Origin of the sequence: Thalassospira sp. TSL5-1, from assembly GCF_001907695.1 — a bacterium.
In the GTDB taxonomy this organism is placed as follows: domain Bacteria; phylum Pseudomonadota; class Alphaproteobacteria; order Rhodospirillales; family Thalassospiraceae; genus Thalassospira.
Map to the genome: position 1 here is coordinate 825,714 of NZ_KV880638.1, position 24,057 is coordinate 849,770.

Here is a 24,057-nt window from a genome sequence, read left to right on the forward strand (position 1 = left end):
TGCAGCGTGCGAATTATACCCATATGAAAATCAAACAGCTTTGATTAAGAACAGGGCGCACGAATAATTTGAAACCCTGCATGGCGGAAACCGCGTTAAAAGGGTAGTGTTGGGTAACCGGGAACAAGGATGGCGTAAAATGGCAATTGCAGGCAACGACGGAGAATATCTATCGGGCAAGCTATTGGTTGCAATGCCCGGAATGCGTGATCCACGCTTTGCGCAAAGTGTGGTGTATCTTTGCGCCCATAACGAAGACGGTGCGATGGGCATTGTCGTTAACCGGCTGATTGATTCCATTACCTTCCCCGAACTGCTTGAACAATTGGGTATTGCACGCCCGGCATCCACCATTTCGGATATCCAGGTGCATTTCGGCGGGCCGGTGGAATCGGGCCGTGGTTTTGTGCTGCATTCCAACGATTTTCGCAATGACGCCACCCTGCAGGTGGACCGGGATGTGTCGGTGACGGCAACGGTCGATATTCTGGAAAATATCGCGCTCGATAAAGGCCCGCATAACAGCATCCTCGCCCTGGGTTATGCAGGCTGGCGCAGCGGGCAGCTTGAAACCGAAATTCGCGCCAATGGCTGGCTTCATGTCGATGCCGACCCGGAATTGCTGTTTGCCACTGACTGCGAGGACAAATGGCAGCGCGCCTTTGCCAAGCTGGGCTTTGCGCCTGAACTTCTTTCGGGTGAGGCCGGGCACGCATAAGCGGATTATTCGGGTGCCACCGCATTGGCGAGACATGATTTCGTTTTGTTATTCGAGAGGCATTATTTGGTGCCAGATAATCCGGAAAGACCGGTTTGCGTGCAGCGGCCCATGTGCCGTTTGATCCGTCAGCCTGTGCGTACTGGACAGCTATGATTTGTCAGTAACGGCTCGTAATTTTTTGCCTGTTACGCTGTTAGCCCGGCGGTTGTTGCTTTTGCCTTTTGTTTCTTGTGCTGGTGATAGGTTAGGGCGGAACGCAGGCATAAAATCAGTGGCTCTTTGGGGAGCGGCGCATGGGCTGGAATAATCAGCGCGCGATTGCCTTCAAATATAAAATCATCGGCAAAATGGCTACGGAAATCGCTGATCAGGGTGGTCTGGCAATTTACAAACACCGCACAGCAATCGGGTGCCGATTTGGTCGTGCCCAGTCGAATGGTGGTGCCGCTGCCGCTGGCTTCGGTCAGGTAGGCGGCTTCACCCCATTTCAGCGTTTCTGTCAGGGGGCCAACGTCGGGCATATCCGCTGCCGTTGTAAAAATCAGGCTGCGTATTTGCAGCAACCGCGCGTTCACATCTGCCCGATAGTGCGCAAATGTTTCGCTTAGTGCAGCGGGCAGGGCTGGGATCGACATATGTGCAGGCTCCTGGGCAATTTGATCAAAGTCTAAGCCATCTGGCATGTGCTGTTAAGTTTGGTGATATTCCAGACTCTGCGTTTTCAGCCCAGGGTGGCGGGCTTGCAGACACTAAAAAGGCAGCGCCCGGCTAGGGGAACGCTGCCTTGATCGGTCGGATTTTCGCTTAGTCGAACAGGGCGTCGATTTCGTCCTGCGAGAAAATCTGGTCGATTTCCGTCTGGTTGTTCTTTTCCTGGTTGGCCGGGGCACGGGTAACGGTTTTGTCGAGATTGTCGAGGCCCTTCGGGTCAGGCGGCAGATCGAAATCCTCGAAATCTTCCTCGCCCCAAATCTCGATGACGCGGTTCACGCGTTCCTCGATATATTTCATGGTATTGACGACTTTGGTGATGCGCTGTCCTGTCAAATCCTGGAAGTTACAGGATTCAAACACCTTGACCACCAGTTCGACAATATCGTCGGCCAGGCCCTGCACGTAATCGTCTGTTGCGCTGGAGCGGATATTGTGGGCGACAGTATCAATATTTTCGACATTTTCCAGGATGTTTGCCGTGGCTTCCTCGGTGGCTTCCACGATGGAATCAAGCTCGCCCTTGACGATGTTCAGGCGTGTCCCGCTGGTATCGTCGGGGGCCGTGTAAAGGGCGGCGATTTCTTTTTTTGTTTCCTGGATCGAATTGGCAAGGGCGCGAATTTCGGTTTTCAGCATCCGCAATTCGTTGCGGGCATCATCCTGCTCTTCAGGTTCACGCACGAGCTTTTTCTGCTCTTCGATCATGATCTTGATGTCAGAGAGCAGTTCCAGTTTTAAATCTTCAATCGCGTTATGTAGCGACGACAGATCTGGCGTGGCTCCCGGTGCCTGTCCGCCACCATAATTTGCCGGTTCGGGCAGCGATACGATGTCGCTCATATGTTCCAGCTTGTTTAACAGCCGCATTTCGGCGGTGAACAGCTTCTTTTGATTTTGACGAGCCATAGGCAAACCTCAATAGCGGAAATCTGTCTTAACTATACTTTACTATACCTAAGCGCGGGGTGCGAAAGCTTCAGGACAGGGTTTCGCCAGTGCATTTTCCTGCGCATTCCCCTGTGCATTCCAGGGGCACAAGCCGGGCTTTACTGCCTGCCATGCTTTGATAATGGGGAAAGCTGGCGACAAGTAAAGAGCTCACTACCTGTAATTTTTACAAAAAATACCTACAATCGGGTCTTGAAACGCCCAATTAAACCCTATACCGGCCCCCGATTTACCCGGCAGGGTCGTTTCGCCGGGGAACGCGGCTTTTCCCCCTCACAACTTACTGTGCTTATATCACATTTATACCGTTCAAACATGCGACGCGATGTTTTCGCGGCAAAAAGACATTCAACTGTCATCAAAGCGGTTGTTGCGTGCGAAAGGAGGACGGAATAGCGGTGGTTATCGCACGTTCTGCCGCCTGATATGTGCAGATGAAATCGCACCTGGACAAGCCCTGCCGGAAGGGCCTGCGTGCGTTGTGATATGTGATGAATGCCGATTTAACGATGTGACGGGAAAAATGCCGGACGATTCGCGAGGATTTTGTGCGTATTCCGGCAAAGTAATACCAAAATATGCCAATTTCAGGTTGCGACACGGTAAAACGCCTCAAGGGTGAATTAAATAATTTCAGAAAAATTTTTAAGTTGTGTTGCGTTAAACGCCCTGCGCACATTGTTTTATATCCTGTATCTATTGCAGGGCGACATTGCGGTGCGGTCGTTCTGGTTGGGTTGTCTGGTTGAAAATATTCCTTTTGATCCATAGGCTTAAGTTTGGAAAAATCGTGAAGTTGGCTAAAACCCTATGAGGAAACACAAATTTTATTTGTGCAACGCAGCAAGGTTTTTTGTGGAACCGGTTGAAAAGATGAGCTATTTGCCACGCATGCCGATATGCTTGGCAGGACGGAATAATAGAATTAGTCTTGTCTAATTCGTTTATCGTTTTGATATCCGGGACCGATCCGCGGTCCAATGTCATGGCGGGTCATTTTCGGGGAGAGATCGGGTCTTCCCGATTGCAAAGATGTCACGCTGTTCGGCTTTGCCGAAAATGGCACTAATGCCTTGAGTTGTAATGCGAGGGGGCAGATTCGCATGTCGATCAAGATGCTGTTTCCCATTTTGTTGCTGGGATTGGCAGTTCTGACGGGACTGGATTCGTCTGCGGTTGCCGCAGTAGGCCAGCCCGAGCCCTGGCAGTTGGGTCTTCAGGACGCAGCTTCGCCAGTGGCGGTTGAGGGGAAAAAATTCTTTACCCTGCTGGTTTGGTTGATGACCGCGATTGTGGTCGTCGTTTTGGTATTGCTGTTATATGTGCTGTTTCGCTTCAGCAGAAAACGCAATCCGCAACCGTCCAAAACCACGCACCATACCCTGCTTGAAGTGGCATGGACGGTGGTGCCGGTCCTGATTTTGCTGATCATTGCCATCCCGTCTTTCCGTTTGCTGTATTATGCAGACCATGTTGAAGATGCCGACATGACGCTGAAAATCATCGGTAAGCAGTGGTATTGGACCTATGAATATCCCGACAATGGTGATTTCACCTTTGATTCGCTGATGCTTGACGAGGATACCGCCGTTGCCGAAGGCAAAAAACGCCTGCTGGATGTGGATAATCCCGTTGTTCTGCCGGTCGACACCGATATTCGCCTGCTGATGACCTCCGAAGATGTTATTCATAGCTGGGCGATGCCGTCGCTTTTCATTAAACTTGATGCTGTTCCGGGGCGTACAAACGAAACCTGGACCCGCATTCCGGCCGAATATGCCGGGACCACGTTTTATGGTCAGTGTTCCGAGCTTTGCGGTGTCAATCACGCCTTTATGCCGATTGCGGTTAAGGCCGTGACCAAGGAAGAATATGCAGATTGGGTCAAGCAGGCCCAGGAACAGTTTGCATCGGCAACACTGCCGAAGGCTGTTTCGGTTGCTTCGGCCGAGTGAGGGAGAGTTCAATGGCTCACGCTGATACACATGCGCATGATCACGATCATACGCCGGGATTTTTCAGCCGCTGGTTTCTGTCCACCAACCACAAGGATATCGGGTCGCTCTATCTGATTTTCTCGTTGGTGGCCGGCTTGATTGGCGGGGCGTTTTCGGTTTGGTTCCGCATGGAGCTTGCCCATCCCGGAACACAGATTATCGAAGATCACCAGTTTTTTAACGTGCTTGTGACCGCACATGGCATGATCATGGTGTTCTTTGTTGTCATGCCCGCCATGATTGGCGGTTTTGGCAACTGGTTTGTGCCGATCATGATTGGTGCACCCGATATGGCCTTTCCGCGCCTGAACAATATTTCCTTCTGGCTGCTGATTCCGGCCTTTCTGTTGCTGATGCTCTCGGCAACCATCGGGGCTGGTGCCGGCACGGGCTGGACGGTTTATCCGCCGCTTTCCAGTGTGTTGGGTCATCCGGGCGCGTCGGTCGATATGGCGATTTTTGCCCTTCACCTTGCGGGTGCCAGTTCCATTTTGGGCGCGGTTAACTTCATCACCACAATTTGCAACATGCGCGCGCCGGGCATGACCCTGCATAAAATGCCGCTTTTTGCCTGGTCGATGCTGGTTACGGCGTTCCTGCTGTTGCTCGCTGTGCCGGTTCTCGGTGGTGCCATCACCATGCTGTTGACCGACCGTAACTTTGGCACGACCTTTTTTGATCCGGCCGGGGGCGGGGACCCGATCCTGTATCAGCACCTGTTCTGGTTCTTTGGTCATCCCGAAGTTTACATCATGATTCTGCCGGGCTTTGGCATTATCAGCCACATCATCTCCACCTTTTCGCGCAAGCCGATTTTCGGTTATCTGGGCATGGCTTATGCGATGGTGGCCATTGGTGTGGTCGGCTTTATCGTGTGGGCGCACCACATGTATACTGTTGGCCTGGATGTGGATACCCGGGCCTATTTCACCGCTGCAACGATGGTGATTGCCGTTCCGACCGGGGTTAAAATCTTTTCCTGGATTGCGACAATGTGGGGCGGTTCGATCGAGCTTCGTGCCCCGATGCTCTGGGCAATCGGTTTTATCTTCCTGTTTACCGTTGGCGGTGTGACCGGGGTGATCCTGGCGAATTCGGGCATGGATTTGCCACTGCACGATACCTATTTTGTGGTGGCGCATTTCCATTATGTGCTGTCGCTCGGCGCTGTGTTCTCGATCTTTGCCGGTTTTTATTACTGGTTTGGCAAGATGACCGGTTACGAAATTTCCGACCTGGGCGGAAAGATCCATTTCTGGTTTTTCTTCATCGGCGTGAACATGACCTTCTTCCCGCAGCACTTCCTCGGGCTGGCTGGCATGCCGCGTCGCTATGCCGATTATCCTGATGCGTTTGCAGGTTGGAACCTTGTTTCATCCTATGGTGCGTATATCTCGTTTGCGGCGACGATTTTCTTCCTTGGTGTGGTGGCACACGCCTTTATTCGTGGTAAGAAAGCGGCCGCAAACCCGTATGGCGAATATGCCGACACCCTGGAATGGACTGTCAGCTCGCCGCCGCCGTTCCATACTTTTGATGAACTGCCGCGCATCAAGTAACCATGCGATCTTTTGTCTTTCGCCGGGATAATCCGGCGAAAGACAACCACCAAAGCCAGAAAGAAGACCGCCCCTGTCATGAGCAAGACCGCACTTGATCAGACACTGACCATCGACACCGTTCCTGCCATGCCGGTTTCCACCGTGCGTGACTATTTCACGCTGCTGAAGCCTGGCGTGATGACGCTTGTCGTATTTACCGGTGCCGTTGGCCTGCTGATTGCGCCAGGCCACATTCATCCGTTTTTGGCCCTGGTTGCCATTGCCTGCATTGCCGTTGCCAGTGGTGCGGCGGCCTCGATCAATATGTGGTATGACCGCGATATTGATCAGCATATGAAACGCACCATGAACCGCCCGATCCCGGCGGGGCGCGTGCCGGCCGATGAAGCCCTGTCGCTGGGCATTTTATTGTCGATTGTCTCCGTCACCGTGATGGCGGTTGCGATTAATCTGGCGGCGGCGGCCCTGTTGGCCGTCTCAATCGGGTTTTATGTTTTTGTCTATACCATGTGGTTGAAACGCCGCACGCCGCAAAACATTGTGATTGGCGGGGCGGCGGGTGCCTTTCCGCCCATGATCGGCTGGGCGGCGGTAACGGGTGGCGTTGATCTGAACTCGATGGCGCTTTTCATGATCATCTTCATGTGGACACCGCCGCATTTCTGGGCGCTGGCCCTGTTTCGCTGCGGGGATTATGCCAAGGTCGGGGTGCCGATGATGCCGGTGGTGGCCGGTGATGTGGCGACCAAAAAGCAGATGCTGTTTTACACCATCCTGCTGTTGCCGGTCACGCTGGTGCCGTATTTCACCGGGCTTTTGGGCGTGTTTTATGCCGCAACGGCCGCGATGACGGGCCTGTGGTTTTTGCGTCATGCCTGGCGTGTTTTGCGCAACGCCGAGGAAAAGGCACCGCAAAAGATGTTTGGTTATTCGATTCTGTATCTGTTTGTGCTGTTTGGCGCGATGGTGGCCGATATCTGGCTTGAGGGCTTTATTACATGACCGAACAGCCCAAAATGAGCAAAGAGGAACTTGCCGCGTTTTATGCCAATCGCAAGCGTAAAAACTGGGTTCTTCTGGCGATCCTGACGGGACTTGCGGTTCTGTTTTTTGTGATCACCATTTTGAAAATGAGTGGTTGAAAACATGGGGCGGCGAAAACGCAGAAATCAGGAAAATCGCGGAAAGGTCTGGATATGGATCTTTTGTTGCGCTGCGATCCTGATGGGCGGATTTGCCGGATATAAATTTGCACTGGTTCCGGGGCTGTTTGATGGCGGTTCCGGGGCCAATCCGGTCCTGCTTGATGCACAAGGGGCAATGGCCGGGGCGGACAGAAACAATATTGGGGCAAATGCCCTGCTTGCGGCCGGTCCGGTTGTGGATGGGGCGGCAATGGGCCGGGTGATCCTGGCCCGTGATAAAACGAATGAAAAGGCCACGGCGCGCGATGATGCAGCCATTGGTGCAGGGAAGATAAAAGTATCCTTTGATGGCACGTCAGACCCGTCAATGGATTGGGATTTTGCCCCGGAGCAGGCCGCGATGATGGTGCCGCTGGGGGAAAACCGGTTGGCATTTTATGCCGCGCATAATCGGTCGGACAGGGTTGTGACCGGCGAAGCGGCCTATAGCGTCACCCCGGTCGCGGCAGGGCGATATGTTAGCAAGCTGGCATGTTTCTGTTTCGATGCGCAGCGCCTGGAACCGGGGCAGAATGTGGATATGCCGATCAGCTTTTTTGTTGATCCGGCGATTACCGAAGATCCGGCATTACGTGGATTGACGGAAATAAAGCTGTCTTTTGCCTTTTATGCCGTTACGGCGCAAAGGGACGCAGAAGCCAGGTCCAAGACAGGTGGAGGCTGATCCGGTGGGGCGGCATCCGCGCGAGAGTGGTTTGACAATTAATTTATTCAAGGATTGAGGGGGCGAGGAATGAGTGATCATGCTCAGAAACATCCGTTCCATCTGGTAGACCCGAGCCCGTGGCCGCTGGTTGCATCGCTGTCGGCGGGCCTGTTTACCGGAGGCATGGTGTATTTCATGCATTCTGACCGGGTGCTGACCGACTTCTGGCTGGCAGCCATTGGCATTGCCGGTATTTTGTTTGTGATGTTCCGCTGGTGGGGCGATGTGGTGCGGGAATCGCGCATCTATCATAACCAGGTGGTTCAGATCGGCCTGCGCTATGGCATGTCGCTGTTTATTGCCTCCGAGGTGATGTTCTTTGTGGCGTTCTTCTGGGCTTTTTTCCAAAGCGCGCTTCTGGAATTCAACCCTGCCATTACCCAGTGGCCGCCCGCCGGGATCGAAGTGCTTGATCCGTGGGATCTGCCCTTCCTCAATACGCTGGTTTTGCTGCTGTCGGGGTGTACCCTGACCTGGGCGCACCATGCCTGCCTTGAGGGGGATAAAAACAATATGGTCAAGGGGCTGACCCTGACCGTGTTGCTGGGCATCGCCTTTCTGGCCTGTCAGGCCTATGAATATCATCATGCGGCCTTTGCCTTTGATGACGGGATTTATCCCTCCACCTTCTATATGGCGACGGGTTTTCACGGCTTCCACGTGTTTGTCGGGACGGTGTTTTTGGCGGTTTGCCTTTACCGTGCCAACCGCGGGGATTTTAAACCGGATCATCATTTTGGCCTTGAGGCGGCGGCCTGGTATTGGCATTTCGTCGACGTGGTGTGGCTGTTCCTGTTTTTCTCGGTTTACATCTGGGGCGGCCAATAACGTTGCCCCGCCCCAAGGCTCCAAAATGGCTGTTTGGCCTGATTGGTAAACGCACCCTATGACGCTGGATTATTATCCACCTCTTTCCCCCATTCGCACCGGCCTTGCCTGCAAGTGCCCGCGCTGCGGTGGGGGAAAATTGTTTTCGGGTTATTTGACGGTGCGCGAAGCCTGCGAAGTGTGCGGGCTGGACATGCGCAACCACGATGCCGGGGATGGCCCGGCGGTTTTCATCATTTTCATCCTGGGGTTTCTGGTGGTGCCCCTTGCCTTATGGGTGGAATTGACGTACCAACCGCCTTTGTGGCTGCATGTGCTGCTGTGGTTTCCAACCGTTATCGGTTTGACCCTTGTGCTGTTGCGGCCCCTCAAAGGGGTGATGGTTGCGCTGCAATACCGTCACCGGTCAACCACGCAACAGGATTAGGCCCGTTCGTTATGGCGCTTTTAAAATCGCGGCCCACGGTCGCAATTTCAATTACGGCTGGCTTGGCTTTTCTTGTCTTGATGGCGCTGTGCGTCTGGCAGATCGAACGGCTGTTCTGGAAAGAAAACCTGATTGCGGAACGCGAGGCCCGCTCGGCCCTGTCGCCCATCGAATTTCCGGTTGATGTTGATAAAATCAACCCTGATATGGCCTTTCGCGCTGCCATTGCGCATGGCCGTTTCCTGCATGATCAGGAAATGTATCTGATGGCGCGCACCATGCAGGGTAGTGTGGGTTATCAGGTGATCACCCCGCTAGAACAGGCCGATGGCCGTATCATTCTGGTCAATCGTGGCTGGGTGCCCGATGACAAACGCGACCCCGCCACCCGCCCCGAAGGGCAGATAAAAGGCAAGGTCGAAGTTACGGGCGTTATCCAGATTGCGCGCCCGCGCCACTGGGCCCAACCCGAAAATGACCCGGTTAAAAACCAGTGGTTTTATGTTGATCCCCCGCATATGGCCGAGGAGGCCGGGGGCGACCTTGCCAGCCCCTATTATCTGGAAGCCGATGCCACGCCTAACCCGGGTGGGTTGCCGATTGGCGGGCAGGCCCGCGTGATGCTGCCCAACAACCATTTGCAATATGCCATTACCTGGTTTTGCCTTGCGGTTGCGCTGGTTGTTATTTTTGTCGTTTATCATCGCCGTCCGCCCCATTCTTCGACGAAATGAGCTTGCGGCGCGCCCCGCTGGCAGACTATTTTTCAATCTGATTGTGAATCGCAACGGCCATTTGCGCAGTTAACATGCGCAAATGGCCTTTGTCTGGTCGGGCCCTGTCTGCCTGCCCTGTTTTCCGCCAACCGATTGGAGCCGTCACCATGACCAAAGCCTATCTTGCGCTTGAAAGCCGTTTTCGCCGTATGAACGTTCTGGCGGATATTGGCGGGATGTTGCATTGGGATATGGCGACGATGATGCCCGATGGGGCCGCACCTTCCCGCTCCGAACAGCTTGCCACCCTGGATGTCATGTCCAATGAACTGATCAAGGATGCGGCATTAAAGGACCTTCTGGCCGAGGCCGAAACGGAAAACCTGTCGGACTGGCAGCGCGCCAACCTCAATGAAATGAAACGCGAATGGGTGCATGGCAATGCCGTGCCCGGCGATCTGGTCGAGGCGATGTCACGGGCCTCAACCGCCTGCGAGGTGGCCTGGCGGACGGCACGGGCCGAAAACGATTTCGCCGGTCTGTTGCCCAAATTGCAAACCGTGCTGGACCTGTCGATCGAGGCGGGGACGGCAAAGGCCGAGGCGCTGGGCTGTTCGGTCTATGATGCGCTGCTGGACCAGTATGATCCCTCCATGAGCTGTGCCAAGATCGACACGCTGTTTGCCGATCTGGAAGCCTTCCTGCCGGACTTTACCGCCAGTGTGATTGAACGGCAGAAGGCTGAAGCTCCGGCTTTGCTGCCCGACGGGCCGTTTCCGGTTGAAACGCAAAAGGCGATTGGCCTTAAGCTGATGAAGGCCGTGGGATTTGATTTTGACCACGGCCGTCTTGATATTTCACACCACCCGTTTTGTGGCGGGACGGCCGATGATGTTCGCCTGACCACGCGCTATGACGAGGCCGATTTTACCAGTGCCATTATGGGCGTGTTGCATGAAACCGGGCACGCCATGTATGAGCTGGGCCTGCCCGCGGACTGGCGTTTGCAGCCGGTCGGCAAGGCACGCGGCATGAGCCTGCATGAAAGCCAGTCTCTGCTGATTGAAATGCAGGCCAGCCGGTCGCAGGAATTTCTGACCTATGCCGCACCCGTGTTCAAAAAGGCCTTTAACGGCAATGGGCCGGCATGGGAGGCGGAAAACCTTTATCGGCTTTATACCCGGGTTGAACCGGGCCTCATTCGTGTGGATGCCGACGAGGTTACATATCCGTCACATGTGATTTTGCGTTATCGTCTTGAACGGGCGCTGATCGAAGGCAATATGAAACTGGCCGATTTGCCAGCCGCCTGGAACGACATGATGCAATCGCTTTTGGGGATCACCCCGCCCAATGATGCCGATGGCTGTTTGCAGGATATTCACTGGCCGTCCGGGGCGTGGGGATACTTCCCGACCTACACGATGGGGGCCATGGCAGCGGCACAATTGTTTGCAAGTGCGCGGGATCAGGTGCCGGGGTTGATGGAAAATCTGTCACGCGGGGATTTTGCCCCCCTGATGGCCTGGCTGCGGGCCAATGTGCATGGCAGGGGTTCCAGTGCGACGACGGATGAAATTTTGCAAGGTGCAACCGGCGCGCCCTTGCAAACCACGGCCTTTATCACCCATTTGCAAACCCGTTACGGGGAATAAGACGGGAAAAGCGGTTTTTTCTGCCATCGGTTGGGTAATAATATTTGGCAATTTACTGAAATCCGTGGCCGCAGCGGCTCGTTTATACATCGAACAGGACCAGAAACGCAGATGTCAGCTAAGGTAATGGACCGTCAGGTTTTCGCGGCGGGACAAATTATTTTCCGCGAGGGCAAGCCCGGTGGTGCGGCTTATGTGGTGCAGGAAGGGTCTGTCGAGATTTATAAAACCACCTCTGGCGGCGAAGACGTTGTGCTGGGCCATATCGAGGCAGGTGGCCTGTTTGGTGAATTGTCCCTGATCGATGACGCCCCGCGCATGGCCTCCGCCCGGGCCCGCGACCGCACTGTGGTGATTGCGATTTCCCGCCGTCAGTTTGAACATAAACTCAACGCCTCCGACCGCTTCATTCGCGCCATTTTGCGCATTTTGCTGTCAAACTACCGCCAGATCACCCGTCGCTCCGTCAAAATGGAAGCCCTGTTGCGCAAACACGGCATTCCGTTCGAGGATTGATTGCCGTCATAATGGTAGGGGCCGGTCCGCCAGGCTAAGTGTTTTCAGCTCTGTCAGAGCTGAAAACAGCACTTTCCCGAATGGTTTTGCGCAGGTTATGAGAAAGGGTTTGGAAAATTCCGAAGGGAAATTCACGCCCGGTCTTGTTGCCGGAAAAATGCGCCTCGTGTTGATTCGGAGATATATGCCGGGCGTGCATCTGGAGATGTATAATGATACTTGACGAATTCACGTCAGTTCCTGATTTTCCGTTTGAAAGATACTTTGAAAGCGTAAATCAGCACATATCGGCGACGCAATATTGGCTTCGCGTTTTGCGATCTGTGTCAGGTTTTGTGGAAAGTGATTGGAAACCAAGAGTGCGTCCGATCGAGCTTGAAGAAGATATGTATCTTGGAAAGGTCGTTGATATTATTTCTCTCAAGTTAAAAAAAGAAATAAACCTGCAAACTTACAGCGTTCTTGGGGACGCCAATATGCTCATGAAGGAAAATCAACCTATTTCCGAAGAAGAGTATGCTGAGCAGAAAAAGGTGTTTGGCCCCGATTTCGTCCTCGATGAAACTGCACGCAATGGCATAACTTATGAAGAAGCGGTTCTGGAGGCACAGGAAAATTCTTTGATAAAACCTGCGATGATTTGGGTTGAGAAAGGAATATATTGGGAAGTCGCGCCTGATCTTTCTGAAGGAGGATATGAAGTTCCTATTGAACGACTTATTCTGACATGGGAAATCTCTGAACGAGCGGAGCCAAAAGCAATTCAGGCTCTTGAGCTCTTCTTGCACCCCGGTCAAGCCATGGAGCGTGTGAACAGCGTGTTCTCTCCCGATCCAGCGTAGTGTTTATTGTTTGCTCTGCTTTTTTGGGGGCGCGTTTTTAAGTGATATATGCTTGGGGATTGGCCTTTCGTTGACCGGGTTGCCCTATTTGGAAGGGGCAGCTTCAAGCGTTTATGAATGTGAGCAACATCTTGCGATGCGTCTTGGACTATACGGATGCTTGCGCAGAAAATTTATTCTCCGTCCGCAAATCGCTTGTATATCTCAAATCTATCGGGATATGCTCGCCAAGGTTGTTATCTGCTCACGACATCTGATCTTCCATTTGCCGGGATACCGAAGGAGGATCAGTATTGATTGATATTGTTCAACTTCTTTTTAGGCGAGCTTTAAGGGAAGACAAGGGTTTACCGGGTATTTTGGTATGAGCAGTTTTGAAGCATGGATTGGTGATTGCCATTTGCGGCAAACTGATGATGCGGAATATCGCTGTCAGGTGGCTGTTTGGGCATGCGATTACACCAGCTTCCATGCAACTCTGTTGGCCCATATTGAACGTCTTGGCTATTCAATTTTTTGGCTCGAAGAAGTCCTTCCTGCTTCGCAATACCTTTCTCGCAATAGTGCGCAATACCGTCAGATCGGTACTTTGGCAAAGGCTGTGCATCCCGGACACACGGTCGAACTCGGTCCGATACGGGATATAGCGGTCAACAGCTCTGTCAGGTCGGAAAGCTTTCTGGTTGTCGAGGAGATCGAAGACATAGAGCCATTGGACGGTCAGCGGGGTGTCTGGCCAGTCAAGTTCGTACCTGACGTTCTGTTGGAACCACTTTTCGGGCAACCGGAACCCACCGAATTCGAAATCACGCACTACGGCAGCGCGGAGGCTGTTCCGCCAATGAAGACCTACGCCATCCTGGATGCCGCCAAGTTCCAGTTTGGGTTGAGCGAGTTTGAAGAGTGCGACATGCCATTTCGCTGTCTGTTCAAAGGAGACGCAGCGGAAGAACTGAAAGATGCTGCGCCATATCTTTTCGAGCTTGAGCAGAATAAGCCTTTCACGCGCCGTTTGTTCACCCACATCCCCGATATGTCCGAACTCATGACAACGGTACATCTATGGCATAAAGAGCCGGGTATCTATATTCGTTCACGATTGGATTTTGATGTGCTTTGGAGGCACTTTAGAAAATTCACACGTATTCAGGGAGCGAAAGGAAACTGGTTTCTTTGGAGGTTTTGGGAAGGCCGCAATCTTATAGATTATCTGACTTTGACCGAAAAGGATGACCCGTCAAAAGCGTATAATCTTTTTATAAAAGGTGGCGCAATGATGGTGAGCAGTTTTTATGTTTTGTCGCCTCACGGTTCATCAAAAATTCTCGTAAATAAAACTCCGGATATTAAGAATGCGGATGCCAGTATCGCAGATGTGAACGTACTTGAATTTTTGGCTTTGAAAGCAAGCGTAAGGAAATTTCTGGAAAACTATCTTGAACTGGAAGGAAAACCAAAATCAGGTAAAGAATATGCTGCCAAAATGGAACAGGCTCTCACCATAGCTGGTCGATACTATAAACTGGGATTTAAAAGCAGCTATCATATCGGAAGTCTTGTGTATTGGTCAGCCGCTCTTGATGGTGATTTTGAAACACCGGAAATCAAAGAAATATCAGAAGATTTGCGTTCGCCCGTTTCAGACCGTTTTGTGATGATGGCACGCGAAATCAAGCGTCTTCATGGCAGTAAAGTAAGGAATTATCGTGGAAGAAGAAACAGAGCTTTATCTGCCTGACGATGACTGCACGGCGGGCGGAAGCTGCCCGGGCGAAGGGGTTTTTGTGCCCCAGCAAATTGGCAACACTGCACTTGATGCCGATTTTGTCGGAAGTGATGCAGATATTCAATGTGATTTGGGCCTGGCGAACATTGATCGTTATCCGCTCACGGATGAGCTTTTCCCCTTGATATATGATGGGGCCCCAATGACCCTGGATGGGGTTATGGACTGCTTTGCGCGTAAATACCCCGAACGGGCGCAACTTCTTTGCGCCCTGATCGAAAAGGAAGGCTATCAGGTTGAATGGCACGAGTTTCCCGACAGGGAAGTTGACGCTTTGCGGCGAAAACTTAGGGAAATGCGCCCCGCGGATTGGGGGGCAAATACACCGATGTATTCGGCACGGCAAAGAGAGGAGAGGTCACGTCTATATGAGAAAATATCACAGTTAAAACATTGGCGGATTGAAAATAACAAAATCATCATCCTGTCCAGAATAGACAGGAATATCGATGAAACCACTTATTTCGGAGATGACGAAAGTCTTCTGAATTATTTTCCAACCAGTGAGGAAGGTGCAGACTGGCTCAATGCCGTCATGGGCGACTGGATGGTGCGTTCGGGAATACCCGGAGCCTCAGCTGACGAAGAATTCAAAGATAATTGGCGCTCAAGGGTGGTTTGGGGTGGCCTGAATGTTGTTTTCGGTGCCGCCGATATTGTTGGCGGTGTTGTCCTTGTCGCCGGATCAACGGTTGGGACTGCCGTAACCGGCGGTACAAGTGCGGTTGGAATTGTGGCGGGTGGTACCATGACCCTTGCGGGATTTGAGGCCATCACCCAGGGCATCGACATGTGGCGCACCCCGGACGAAGTCTCGCATGGCTCGGGGTGGCTCGGTGATGGCGCATTTGCCATGATGAACGCGTTTGGTGTTCTCGAAGATGACGATGTCGCCGCTTTCAATCGCTACTGGGCCTTCACAATGCTGGGCCTCACTCTTGGTGGGGCCGGTGTTATCGGCTTTGCTGGCGACGCCATTCAGGTTGGCCGTGCGGGACGCACAGCGACGCTGGATTTTGTGTCCGAGGTACCTTACCCCGGCCTTGCCTCTGCCAAAATGGCGATTGTCGGGGTCAAAAACGCCCGCTTTGGCCAGTTTGTTGCGCATTACGCTTCCCTGCCCTCTGGTCGAATTGTCTTCAATTTTCAGGGCCTGGGCCACGCTGTTGCGCCCCATTGGGAAAGCCTGACAAGACTGCGCTTGCGTTTGTTCACCTCAAACCGGTCCTTCATTCAGGAACGGGCCGCTAAGCTGGGCGCGGGGGAAGCCGGTCTCATCGCTCTGCGTGGTGGGGTGTCCTCTCTGGAGGATGCGCAAAATCTTGTCTATCAGGTTGCCGCCCATATGGGGATGAGCCGGAGAATGACGGACGAAATTATCTCGGAAATTACTCTTGGCAGTGCTGGACAATTGAGCGCATTCAACGCGAGGCTTAATCTTAGAGTTTCCGGCGATATTGGCATGGCGCGTTATCTTCGTCGTGCAGCAATTGGAGACTACAACGAATTTATAGCGATGAATGAAATTTTTCACGAATTAACTCACGCACAAAGACTTCAGAAATGGGTGCAGTCCGGGAGACATGCCGATGATTATTGGAAAAGGGTGAAACCTCATAGCTTGGGCTATGATAAGGAAGAGTTTATTGTGGAAACAACGGCGCAAAAATGGACACGAAAGATTGTCGAACCTCGAATTGCCCAAGAGCTGCAGTATGGGAATATGGAGGAGGCGCACAGGTTGAAGGAGCTTCTTGACGAAGCCCTGGAAGACTCTGGCGAGTATATAAAACATTATAAACGGAGATTGGGGCAATGAAAAAAGACGCGTCATATTATGAGGATCGGATACGTAAGAAGAAAAAAAAACAATTCGACGAACTTACTGTTGGCCTTTCCGATGAGGAGTTCTTAAAAATCCCGGATGAAGTTTTAGAGGAAACTTATCCTGAAACAACGTTGAATCGAATTAGAGTTTTTTTACGCGAGGCGGATGCAATGATTTCAGCTCTTGTCAATGACACTCCTGATTTGAACGGAAAATATAATTTTTCATGGATAAGACCCAAGTCTTATTTTAGAGAAAGAGCGTTGGTGACTGATTCACGCTCAAGGGAGGAAATAATAAAACGTCTCGAATGGATATCTAATGAGGATTTTGGTAATGACATCGATGAATGGAAATCCTGGATAAATGCCTTCAAAGAATTGTTGTCTGATAGAAAGTAAATGGCACGATATTTTCAATTTTTCTTCAAATAAAAAATTGAATTAAAAAGATTTAAATAATTTTTTGGATGTATGTAATAATTTGGGTTTGATTGTTCCTGTGTTACTGTTTCTGCATGGAGATGCCATGCAGGTTGGCCGTGCCGAACACGTCGTAACGCTGGATTTTGTATCCGGGTTATATCGCTCCAGCCTTGCTTCTGCCGGAGTGGCGATTTTCGGGTTATAAAACCCCCGTTTTCATCAGTTTTCTGCATTGTGCCTCTTCCGCTTCTGGTTGTATTGTCTTGAGTTTCCAAGGCTCGCGGCGTGCTGTCAGCCTCCCTCATTGGGAAGTTTTAAAAAGACTGCGCTTGCGGGTGCTTACCTCAAAGACTAAAATTTTTCACGAATTAACTCATGCACAAAAATTTTAGCAATGGGTGCTGTCCGGAAGAAGTGCCAATGACTATTGGAAAATGATGAGACGTCCAAGCTTGAGCTATGATGAGGAAGAGCTTTTTGTAGAAACAACGGCGCAAAAATGGACACGAAAGATTGTCGAACCTCGAATTGCCCAAGAATTGCAATATGGGAATATAGATGAGGTGGACAGGTTGAAGGAGCTTCTTGATGAAGCCCTGGAAGATTCTGGTGAGTATATAAATCATTATAAACGGAGATTGGGGAAATGAAAAAAGACGCATCGTATTATGAAAACAGGATACGTAAGAAGACAAAAAAGCAATTCGATGAACTTACTGCCGGTCTTTCCGATGAGGAGTTCCTAAAAATCCCGGATGACGTTTTAGAGGAAACTTATGCTGAAACAACATTGCATCGCATTCGAGTTTGTTTGGATGAGGCAGATGCAATGATTTCAGCTCTTGTCAATGATACTGCTGATTTGAACGGGAAATACAGTGTGTCGGTTACCAGACCTGTACCTCATCTTAGAAAAAGAATGTTAGTAACGGAGTTTTATACAAGAGAAGAAATAATAAAGCGTCTCGAGAGAATCGCAAATGAAGATTTTGGAGATGATCTGGACGAATGGCAATCCTGGATAAGTGCCTTCAAAGCGAGTCCTCCGATGGGAACAAGATAGATAGAAATTTACTTTTTTGTAAATTATTTTAAAATTTAATTTTAAATCAGCAGTAATTAATTCAGATAAATTTCTGACAAAATATAAAACAGGCTACGGTCTATTGGGGCAGGTGTTATTGGCCATGCCAGACGCGCCGTAAAGCGGGATTTTGTGTTCTGGGTGCCTCATTCAGCCTCAACTCTGGTAGCGTGGGGATTGCTGAATTATAAAACTTCCGTTTTCATCAGTTTGTAGTGTATTATGAAACCCTTCCTTCTGGTCGTATAAGCTTCAATTTTTTTTTGGGCTGTGATCAGGAGGAATTTATTATAGAAAAAACAGCATAGAACTGAACGCGAAAGATTGTCGAACCGCGGATTGCCCAAGAGCTGCAGTATGGGAATATGGATGAGGCGCGCAGGTTGAAGGAGCTTTTTGACGAAGCCTTGGAAGATTCCAACGAGTATATAAGTATTTACAAAAGGAGGTCGGGACAATGAAAAAGGACGCTTCATATTATGAGGATCGGATACGTAAGAAGACCAAAAAACAATTTGATGAACTTATTTCATCACCTTCCTTTCCGGGGTTGTCAAAGGTTCCATATGAAGTTTTAGAGGAAACTTACCCTGAAACAACATTTCACCGCATTAGCGTTTGTTTGGATGAGGCAGATGCAATGATTTCAGCTCTTGTGAATGATACTCCTGATTCGAGCGGCAAATATATTGTGTCGGTTATCAGACCTGTGCCTCATCTTAGAAAAAGAATGCTAGTAACGGAATTTTATACAAGAGAAGAAATAATAAAGCGTCTTGAGAGAATCGCGAATGAAGATTTTGGAGATGATCTGGGCGAATGGCAATCCTGGATAAGTGCCTTCAAGGCGGATCCTCCAATGGAAACAAGATAAATGCCGATTTTGCTGCCTTTCTAAAATGTTTAAAATTGGAATTTTAGATTATTAGTAATTGATTTAGGAAAAATTATAAAAATATATAAGATGTTATGCGGTCTATTGGACAGGTGTTAGTGGCCGTGCCAGACGCCCCGTAAAGCTGGATTTTGTGTCCTGGGTGCTTCATCTAGCCTCACCTCTGGTAGCGTGGGGATTTCTAGATTGTAAAACTTCCGTTTTCACCAGTTTGTAGCGCATTATGACACCCTTCCTTCTGGTCGTATAAGCTTCAATTTTGCTTAGGCTGTGATCAGGAGGAATTTATTGTAGAAAAACCGCGCAAAAATGAAAACGAAAGATTGTTAAGCCTCGAATTACCCAAGAATTGCAATATGGGAATATGGATGAGGCGCGCAGGTTGAAGGAGATTTTTGACGAAGCCCTGGAAGATTCCAACGAGTATATAAGTATTTACAAAAGGAGGTCGGGACAATGAAAAAGAACGCTTCATATTATGAAGACCGGATACGTAAGAAGACCAAAAAACAATTTGATGAACTTACTGCCGGTCTTTCCGATGAGGAGTTCTTAAAAATTCCAGATGACGTTTTAGAAGAAACTTATGCTGAAACAATATTATATCGCATTAATGTTTGTTTGTATGAGGCGGATGCATTGGTTTCGGCTCTTGTGAACGACACTCCCGATTTGAACGGGAAATACAATTTATCGTGGATAAAGCCTGGGAATTATTTCGAAAAAAAACACTGGTGACGAAGTCATACACAAGAGAAGAAATAATAAAACGCCTTGAGAGAATCGCAAATGAAGATTTTGGAGATGATTTGGATGAATGGCAATCATGGCTAAGTGCCTTCAAAGCGGATCCTCCATTGAGATATAGGTGAATGTATGTTCGCACGTCGGTTAAACTCAACGCAAAGTTTAATTTAAAAAATAAAAAGTAAATCAATCTTTATGATTATATAAAATTAGATTAACTCTATTGGGCTGGTGTTATCGGCTTTGCCGGAGACGCCATTCAGGTTGGTCGTGCCGGACGCACAGCGATGCTGGATTTTGTGTCCGAGGTGCCTCACCCCGGCCTCGCCTCTGCCAGAATGGCGATTATCGGGGGGTATAAAACTTCCGTTTTAGCGCATTTTGCCTCTTCCTCTTCCTCATCTTTTTCATCTCATGATCGTATTGTCTCCAATTTCCAGGGCTCGAGATGCACTGTTGGCTCCCCCATTGAGAAAACCTGACAAGACTGCTTTTGCGGGTGCTCACTTCAAAGACTGAAATTTCTTGTGAATTAACTCATGCACAAAGATTTCAGAAATGGGTACAGTCCGGGAGAAATGCCGATGATTATTGGAAAATGGTGAGGCGCCCCAGCTTGGGTTATGATCGGGAAGAATTCCATGTAGAAACAGCAGCTCAGAATTTGACAAGGAAGATTGTTGAGCCTCGAATTTCCCAAGAATTAAAATATGGGAATATGGATGAGGCGCGCAGGTTGCGAGATCTTCTTGACGAAGCTTTGGAGGATTCTGACGAGTATATACGTATTTACAAAAGGAGATTGGGGGATGGATAAAGATGAATTGTACTATAAAGATAGATTATATAAGAAGGAGAGGGAAAGGCTTCAGGAACTTACTTCCGGTCTTTCTGATCAGGAGTTTTTAAAGATTCCGGAGGAAGTTTTAGAGGAGGTTTATGCTGAAACGAAATTATACCGGATTAAAATATTTTTGCGCGAGGCGGAAGCAATGATCTCAGCTCTTGTGAGCGATACTCCTGATGTGAATGGGAAATACAGTTTTTCATGGGTGAGCCTCAAGTCTTATTTCGAAGATAGTAAGCGGATGACGGCGTCACGCACAAAAGAAGAAATGATAAAAAAACTTGAGTGGATATCGAATGAAGAATTTGGGGATGATTTGGATGAATGGCAATCATGGATAAGAGCCTTTAAATCTAACCCTCCAATGCGATATAAGTGAATGTAATAGTATTTTTCTGGTATTAAGTAAAATTAAATTTATTGGTCTGTTGTTCTTGGCTTTGCCGGTGACGTCATTCAAGTTAGCTGTATGGGGTACGAATTATGTATCCGGGATGCCTCATCCGGCCTCTCTTCTGCCAGAGTGGCGATTGTCGGGGGTATAAAACTTCCGTTTTAGCGCATTTTGCCTCTTCCTCATCTTCTTCATCTCATGATCGTATTGTCTCCAATTTCCAGGGCTCGAGATGCACTGTTGGCTCCCCCATTGAGAAAACCTGACAAGACTGCTTTTGCGGGTGCTCACTTCAAAGACTGAAATTTCTTGTGAATTAACTCATGCACAAAGATTTCAGCAATGGGTGCAGTCCGGGAGAAATGCCGATGATTATTTGAAAAGGGTGAAACCTCATAGCTTGGGCTATGATAAGGAAGAGTTTATTGTAGAAACAAGAGCGCAAGATTGGACACGAAAGATTGTCGAACCTCGAATTGCCCAGGAGTTTCAGTATGGGAATATGGATGAGGCGGACAGGTTGAAAGAGCTTTTTGACGAAGCCCTGGAAGATTCCAACGAGTATATAAGTGTTTACAAAAGGAGGTCGGGACAATGAAAAAGGACGCTTCATATTATGAAGACCGGATACGTAAGAAGACCAAAAAACAATTTGATGAACTTATTTCATCACCTTCCTTTCCGGGGTTGTCAAAAGTTCCATATGAAGTTTTAGAGGAAACTTATCCTGAAACAACATTACACCGCATTCGAGTTTGTTTGGATGAGGCAGATGCAATGATTTCAGCTCTTGTGAACGACACTCCTGATTCGAACGGGAAATATAGTGTGTTGGTTACCAGACCTGTACCTCATCTTAGAAAAAGAATGTTAGTAACGGAGTTTTATACAAGAGAAGAAATAATAAAGCGTCTCGAGAGAATCGCAAATGAAGATTTTGGAGATGATCTGGATGAGTGGCAATCCTGGATAAGTGCCTTCAAAGCGAGTCCTCCGATGGGAACAAGATAGATAGAAGTTTAATTTTTGTAAATTATTTTAAAATTTAATTTTAAATCGGAAACAATTAATTCAGATAAATTTCTGACAAGATATAAAACAGGCTACGGTCTATTGGGGCAGGTGTTATTGGCCGTGCCAGACGCGTCGTAAAGCTGAATTTTGTGTCCTGGGTGCCTCATCCAGCCTCGCCTCTGGTAGCGTGGGGATTGCTGAATTATAAAATTTCCGTTTTCGATAGTTTGTAGCGCATTATGCCACCCTGCTTTCTGATCGTATAAGGCGAAGATTTGGAGGAATGGCAGTCATGGCTTGGCGCCTTTGAAGAAACGCCTCCTCCGAGAGGATTTCGCTAACGGCATATCTCGGCGATCATATAGGGCGTTCTATATACAAGGGATGGTATTCATCACCTCGTATAAATCTGCCCTTCGGCTTCAGATGCCCGCGTTTGTCAGTCGGAAGAAGTGGTTTGATCCACGCCCACTTGCCGTCCGTCAAATTGCCTGGATGTCTTCGTCAATCCCGCTATTCCCGCGCTGAACGATATCAGTGTTCTTCATCTGGTCTTTCCTTTGTCAGGATAACAGAACAGAATTGTAATTTCCTGTTATCGTTCAACTTCTCTCGGATTTTTGAATTGCGCAGACCTCCTGCCCGCTATTCATCCTTGACTATGGCGGGGGAAGTCCGCACTAACTCGATATTCTGTGGAAATGGTGATGCTGCCGCCAACCTGACAAGACGTGGCGCGTCCCGTTGCCTGATGACCGTATGTTTGTATCAGGAGCATTCAAGTGCGTTATATCAGCACGCGGGGTAGTGCCCCCGTCTTGCAATTCGATGATGTTCTTCTGGCGGGTCTGGCCCGTGATGGCGGGCTGTATGTGCCCGAAACCTGGCCGCAATTTACAGCGGACGAGATCAAATCGTTCCGCGGCATGACCTATGCCGAAGTCGCCTTTGCGGTCATCAAACCATTTGTGACTGGCGGTATTGTTGATGATGATGCGCTGAAAACCATTCTTGATGAAACCTATGCCGGATTTAATCACACTGCCGTTGCCCCGCTCAAGCAGTTGGGGGCCAATGACTGGGTGATAGAACTTTTCCACGGTCCGACTTTGGCGTTTAAGGATTACGCCCTTCAGGTGGTTGGGCGTCTGTTTGACCATGTGCTGGCAAAGCGTGGTCAACGCATTACCATTGTGGGGGCAACATCGGGCGATACCGGCTCTGCCGCGATTGAGGCCTGCCGGGACCGTGAAAATGTCGATATTTTCATCCTGCATCCGGCCGGGCGTGTTTCCGAAGTCCAGCGCCGCCAGATGACCACGGTGATCGCCGATAACGTCCATAACCTTGCGGTCGAAGGCTCGTTTGATGATTGCCAGGACCTGGTCAAGGCCCTGTTTAATGATCATGCCTTCCGCGATGAAGTTGGCCTCTCGGCGGTGAATTCCATTAACTGGGCCCGCATCATGTGCCAGATCGCCTATTATTTCTGGGCCGGTGTGCAGCTTGGCGCGCCGGATCGCGAAGTTTCCTTCTCGGTCCCGTCGGGCAATTTTGGCAATGTTTATGCTGGTTATGCCGCCCTGCAAATGGGCCTGCCGATCAAACAGTTTGTCGTGGGGGCCAATTCCAACGACATTCTGGCGCGGTTTTTTGACAAGGGTGTGATGAAAATGGATGGGGTTCACCCCACCATCAGCCCGTCGATGGATATTCAGGTCAGCAGCAATTTTGAGCGTTTGCTGTTTGATCTGTATGATCGTGACGGTGCCGCGATTGTCGATCTGATGACCGAGTTCCGCAAAACCGGTCTTATGGAAATGTCGCAGGGCCAGTTTGACCGGGCGCGCGAACATTTTGACGGTTATCGCCTTGATGATGACCAGACCCGTGCGGGCATTCTGGATGTGTATCAGAAAACCGGTGAACTGGTGGACCCGCATTCCGTGATTGGCATTGTCGCCGGGCGGGCGTGCAACCGGGACCGTTCGGTTCCCATGATTGCCCTGGCAACCGCACATCCGGCAAAGTTCCCCGATGCGGTCAAACAGGCCAGCGGCATTTATCCGGACTTGCCCGAACGCCTGTCCGACCTATATGAGCGACCAGAGAAAGTTGAACCCATTGCCAACGATGCCAATACCCTGATGGCGCATGTTCGGAAAAACCGGCGTGCGGCCTGATACCGGGCAGATGGCGA

At 49.9% G+C, this 24,057-nt stretch carries 25 protein-coding genes; 23 read left to right on the top strand and 2 right to left on the bottom strand.

Translation table 11 applies throughout. The features are described 5' to 3' along the window. Positions 1 to 139 precede the first annotated feature (139 nt). Positions 140 to 718, top strand: coding sequence for a YqgE/AlgH family protein (locus tag LF95_RS13285; protein ID WP_073955538.1), 579 nt, complete (start codon positions 140 to 142; stop codon positions 716 to 718). 188 nt (positions 719 to 906) lie between these two features. On the opposite strand, the gene LF95_RS13290 is transcribed toward LF95_RS13285, so the two are convergent. Both LF95_RS13290 and LF95_RS13295 read right to left on the bottom strand, forming a co-directional pair. Continuing rightward, entirely contained in the window at positions 907 to 1,356 is a 450-nt protein-coding gene (locus tag LF95_RS13290; protein ID WP_073955539.1) for a DUF1801 domain-containing protein, read from the bottom strand. Between the two features lie 169 nt (positions 1,357 to 1,525). Beyond that, entirely contained in the window at positions 1,526 to 2,341 is an 816-nt protein-coding gene (locus LF95_RS13295) for a hypothetical protein (protein ID WP_073955540.1), read from the bottom strand. A gap of 1,145 nt (positions 2,342 to 3,486) precedes the next feature. On the opposite strand from LF95_RS13295, the gene coxB reads away from it, so the two are divergent. The 22 genes from coxB to thrC all read left to right on the top strand — a co-directional run bounded on the left by coxB (position 3,487) and on the right by thrC (position 24,040). Further along, positions 3,487 to 4,338 (top strand): cytochrome c oxidase subunit II, encoded by an 852-nt coding sequence (gene coxB / locus LF95_RS13300; RefSeq protein WP_073955541.1) that lies wholly within the window; start codon positions 3,487 to 3,489, stop codon positions 4,336 to 4,338. Positions 4,339 to 4,349: 11 nt separating this feature from the next. Continuing rightward, complete coding sequence (ctaD, locus tag LF95_RS13305; protein ID WP_073955542.1) at positions 4,350 to 5,939, top strand: cytochrome c oxidase subunit I; 1,590 nt, start codon at positions 4,350 to 4,352, stop codon at positions 5,937 to 5,939. Between the two features lie 78 nt (positions 5,940 to 6,017). Then, the gene (locus LF95_RS13310; protein ID WP_073955543.1) at positions 6,018 to 6,944 is read left to right on the top strand and encodes a heme o synthase; all 927 of its coding nucleotides are present in this window, start codon (positions 6,018 to 6,020) and stop codon (positions 6,942 to 6,944) included. Beyond that, complete coding sequence (locus LF95_RS22975; RefSeq protein WP_168173688.1) at positions 6,941 to 7,084, top strand: hypothetical protein; 144 nt, start codon at positions 6,941 to 6,943, stop codon at positions 7,082 to 7,084. Before LF95_RS13310 ends, LF95_RS22975 begins: the two co-directional genes overlap by 4 nt. A gap of 82 nt (positions 7,085 to 7,166) precedes the next feature. Then, the gene (locus LF95_RS13315; protein ID WP_168173704.1) at positions 7,167 to 7,811 is read left to right on the top strand and encodes a cytochrome c oxidase assembly protein; all 645 of its coding nucleotides are present in this window, start codon (positions 7,167 to 7,169) and stop codon (positions 7,809 to 7,811) included. Positions 7,812 to 7,880: 69 nt separating this feature from the next. After that, entirely contained in the window at positions 7,881 to 8,681 is an 801-nt protein-coding gene (locus LF95_RS13320) for a cytochrome c oxidase subunit 3 (protein WP_073955544.1), read from the top strand. 58 nt (positions 8,682 to 8,739) lie between these two features. Further along, the gene (locus LF95_RS13325) at positions 8,740 to 9,108 is read left to right on the top strand and encodes a DUF983 domain-containing protein (protein WP_073955545.1); all 369 of its coding nucleotides are present in this window, start codon (positions 8,740 to 8,742) and stop codon (positions 9,106 to 9,108) included. Between the two features lie 11 nt (positions 9,109 to 9,119). After that, the gene (locus tag LF95_RS13330; protein WP_073955546.1) at positions 9,120 to 9,842 is read left to right on the top strand and encodes an SURF1 family protein; all 723 of its coding nucleotides are present in this window, start codon (positions 9,120 to 9,122) and stop codon (positions 9,840 to 9,842) included. Between the two features lie 149 nt (positions 9,843 to 9,991). Then, positions 9,992 to 11,479 carry a carboxypeptidase M32 gene (locus LF95_RS13335; RefSeq protein WP_073956272.1) on the top strand — a complete coding sequence of 496 codons (1,488 nt, stop codon included), beginning with the start codon at positions 9,992 to 9,994 and terminating at the stop codon, positions 11,477 to 11,479. 111 nt (positions 11,480 to 11,590) lie between these two features. Beyond that, a complete protein-coding gene (locus LF95_RS13340) occupies positions 11,591 to 11,995 on the top strand; it encodes a cyclic nucleotide-binding domain-containing protein (RefSeq protein ID WP_073955547.1) in 405 nt (134 codons plus the stop codon). 212 nt (positions 11,996 to 12,207) lie between these two features. Then, on the top strand, positions 12,208 to 12,837 hold the full coding sequence (locus LF95_RS13345) for a hypothetical protein (protein ID WP_073955548.1): 630 nt from the start codon (positions 12,208 to 12,210) through the stop codon (positions 12,835 to 12,837). 364 nt (positions 12,838 to 13,201) lie between these two features. Beyond that, positions 13,202 to 14,575, top strand: coding sequence for a DUF4123 domain-containing protein (locus tag LF95_RS13350; protein WP_073955549.1), 1,374 nt, complete (start codon positions 13,202 to 13,204; stop codon positions 14,573 to 14,575). Next, a complete protein-coding gene (locus LF95_RS13355; protein WP_073955550.1) occupies positions 14,544 to 16,442 on the top strand; it encodes a hypothetical protein in 1,899 nt (632 codons plus the stop codon). Before LF95_RS13350 ends, LF95_RS13355 begins: the two co-directional genes overlap by 32 nt. After that, positions 16,439 to 16,852, top strand: a complete 414-nt coding sequence (locus LF95_RS13360) for a hypothetical protein (protein WP_073955551.1) — start codon at positions 16,439 to 16,441, stop codon at positions 16,850 to 16,852. The genes LF95_RS13355 and LF95_RS13360 overlap by 4 nt, the downstream gene beginning before the upstream one ends. Positions 16,853 to 17,328: 476 nt before the next feature. Continuing rightward, a complete protein-coding gene (locus LF95_RS13365) occupies positions 17,329 to 17,526 on the top strand; it encodes a hypothetical protein (protein WP_143182039.1) in 198 nt (65 codons plus the stop codon). Beyond that, a complete protein-coding gene (locus LF95_RS13370; RefSeq protein WP_073955553.1) occupies positions 17,523 to 17,939 on the top strand; it encodes a patatin-like phospholipase domain-containing protein in 417 nt (138 codons plus the stop codon). The genes LF95_RS13365 and LF95_RS13370 overlap by 4 nt, the downstream gene beginning before the upstream one ends. A 478-nt stretch (positions 17,940 to 18,417) precedes the next feature. Continuing rightward, on the top strand, positions 18,418 to 18,834 hold the full coding sequence (locus LF95_RS13375) for a hypothetical protein (protein ID WP_073955554.1): 417 nt from the start codon (positions 18,418 to 18,420) through the stop codon (positions 18,832 to 18,834). A gap of 477 nt (positions 18,835 to 19,311) precedes the next feature. Then, positions 19,312 to 19,593: a hypothetical protein gene (locus LF95_RS13380; protein WP_073955555.1), complete on the top strand. Its 282-nt coding sequence runs from the start codon at positions 19,312 to 19,314 to the stop codon at positions 19,591 to 19,593. 818 nt (positions 19,594 to 20,411) lie between these two features. Beyond that, positions 20,412 to 20,828 (top strand): hypothetical protein, encoded by a 417-nt coding sequence (locus LF95_RS13390; RefSeq protein ID WP_073955557.1) that lies wholly within the window; start codon positions 20,412 to 20,414, stop codon positions 20,826 to 20,828. Between the two features lie 298 nt (positions 20,829 to 21,126). After that, positions 21,127 to 21,441: a hypothetical protein gene (locus tag LF95_RS13395; protein ID WP_073955558.1), complete on the top strand. Its 315-nt coding sequence runs from the start codon at positions 21,127 to 21,129 to the stop codon at positions 21,439 to 21,441. Further along, positions 21,438 to 21,854 carry a hypothetical protein gene (locus LF95_RS13400; protein ID WP_073955559.1) on the top strand — a complete coding sequence of 139 codons (417 nt, stop codon included), beginning with the start codon at positions 21,438 to 21,440 and terminating at the stop codon, positions 21,852 to 21,854. The genes LF95_RS13395 and LF95_RS13400 overlap by 4 nt, the downstream gene beginning before the upstream one ends. Positions 21,855 to 22,639: 785 nt before the next feature. Then, entirely contained in the window at positions 22,640 to 24,040 is a 1,401-nt protein-coding gene (gene thrC, locus LF95_RS13405) for a threonine synthase (RefSeq protein WP_073955560.1), read from the top strand. The last annotated feature ends 17 nt before the right edge of the window (positions 24,041 to 24,057 follow it).

Bases quoted from the DNA above. Each gene is read 5' to 3' on its own strand.
- LF95_RS13285 (WP_073955538.1), top strand. From the start codon at position 140: ATGGCAATTGCAGGCAACGACGGAGAATATCTATCGGGCAAGCTATTG.
- LF95_RS13290 (WP_073955539.1), bottom strand. From the start codon at position 1,356: ATGTCGATCCCAGCCCTGCCCGCTGCACTAAGCGAAACATTTGCGCAC.
- LF95_RS13295 (WP_073955540.1), bottom strand. From the start codon at position 2,341: ATGGCTCGTCAAAATCAAAAGAAGCTGTTCACCGCCGAAATGCGGCTG.
- coxB (WP_073955541.1), top strand. From the start codon at position 3,487: ATGTCGATCAAGATGCTGTTTCCCATTTTGTTGCTGGGATTGGCAGTT.
- ctaD (WP_073955542.1), top strand. From the start codon at position 4,350: ATGGCTCACGCTGATACACATGCGCATGATCACGATCATACGCCGGGA.
- LF95_RS13310 (WP_073955543.1), top strand. From the start codon at position 6,018: ATGAGCAAGACCGCACTTGATCAGACACTGACCATCGACACCGTTCCT.
- LF95_RS22975 (WP_168173688.1), top strand. From the start codon at position 6,941: ATGACCGAACAGCCCAAAATGAGCAAAGAGGAACTTGCCGCGTTTTAT.
- LF95_RS13315 (WP_168173704.1), top strand. From the start codon at position 7,167: ATGGGCGGATTTGCCGGATATAAATTTGCACTGGTTCCGGGGCTGTTT.
- LF95_RS13320 (WP_073955544.1), top strand. From the start codon at position 7,881: ATGAGTGATCATGCTCAGAAACATCCGTTCCATCTGGTAGACCCGAGC.
- LF95_RS13325 (WP_073955545.1), top strand. From the start codon at position 8,740: ATGACGCTGGATTATTATCCACCTCTTTCCCCCATTCGCACCGGCCTT.
- LF95_RS13330 (WP_073955546.1), top strand. From the start codon at position 9,120: ATGGCGCTTTTAAAATCGCGGCCCACGGTCGCAATTTCAATTACGGCT.
- LF95_RS13335 (WP_073956272.1), top strand. From the start codon at position 9,992: ATGACCAAAGCCTATCTTGCGCTTGAAAGCCGTTTTCGCCGTATGAAC.
- LF95_RS13340 (WP_073955547.1), top strand. From the start codon at position 11,591: ATGTCAGCTAAGGTAATGGACCGTCAGGTTTTCGCGGCGGGACAAATT.
- LF95_RS13345 (WP_073955548.1), top strand. From the start codon at position 12,208: ATGATACTTGACGAATTCACGTCAGTTCCTGATTTTCCGTTTGAAAGA.
- LF95_RS13350 (WP_073955549.1), top strand. From the start codon at position 13,202: ATGAGCAGTTTTGAAGCATGGATTGGTGATTGCCATTTGCGGCAAACT.
- LF95_RS13360 (WP_073955551.1), top strand. From the start codon at position 16,439: ATGAAAAAAGACGCGTCATATTATGAGGATCGGATACGTAAGAAGAAA.
- LF95_RS13370 (WP_073955553.1), top strand. From the start codon at position 17,523: ATGAAAAAAGACGCATCGTATTATGAAAACAGGATACGTAAGAAGACA.
- LF95_RS13375 (WP_073955554.1), top strand. From the start codon at position 18,418: ATGAAAAAGGACGCTTCATATTATGAGGATCGGATACGTAAGAAGACC.
- LF95_RS13380 (WP_073955555.1), top strand. From the start codon at position 19,312: ATGAAAAAGAACGCTTCATATTATGAAGACCGGATACGTAAGAAGACC.
- LF95_RS13390 (WP_073955557.1), top strand. From the start codon at position 20,412: ATGGATAAAGATGAATTGTACTATAAAGATAGATTATATAAGAAGGAG.
- LF95_RS13400 (WP_073955559.1), top strand. From the start codon at position 21,438: ATGAAAAAGGACGCTTCATATTATGAAGACCGGATACGTAAGAAGACC.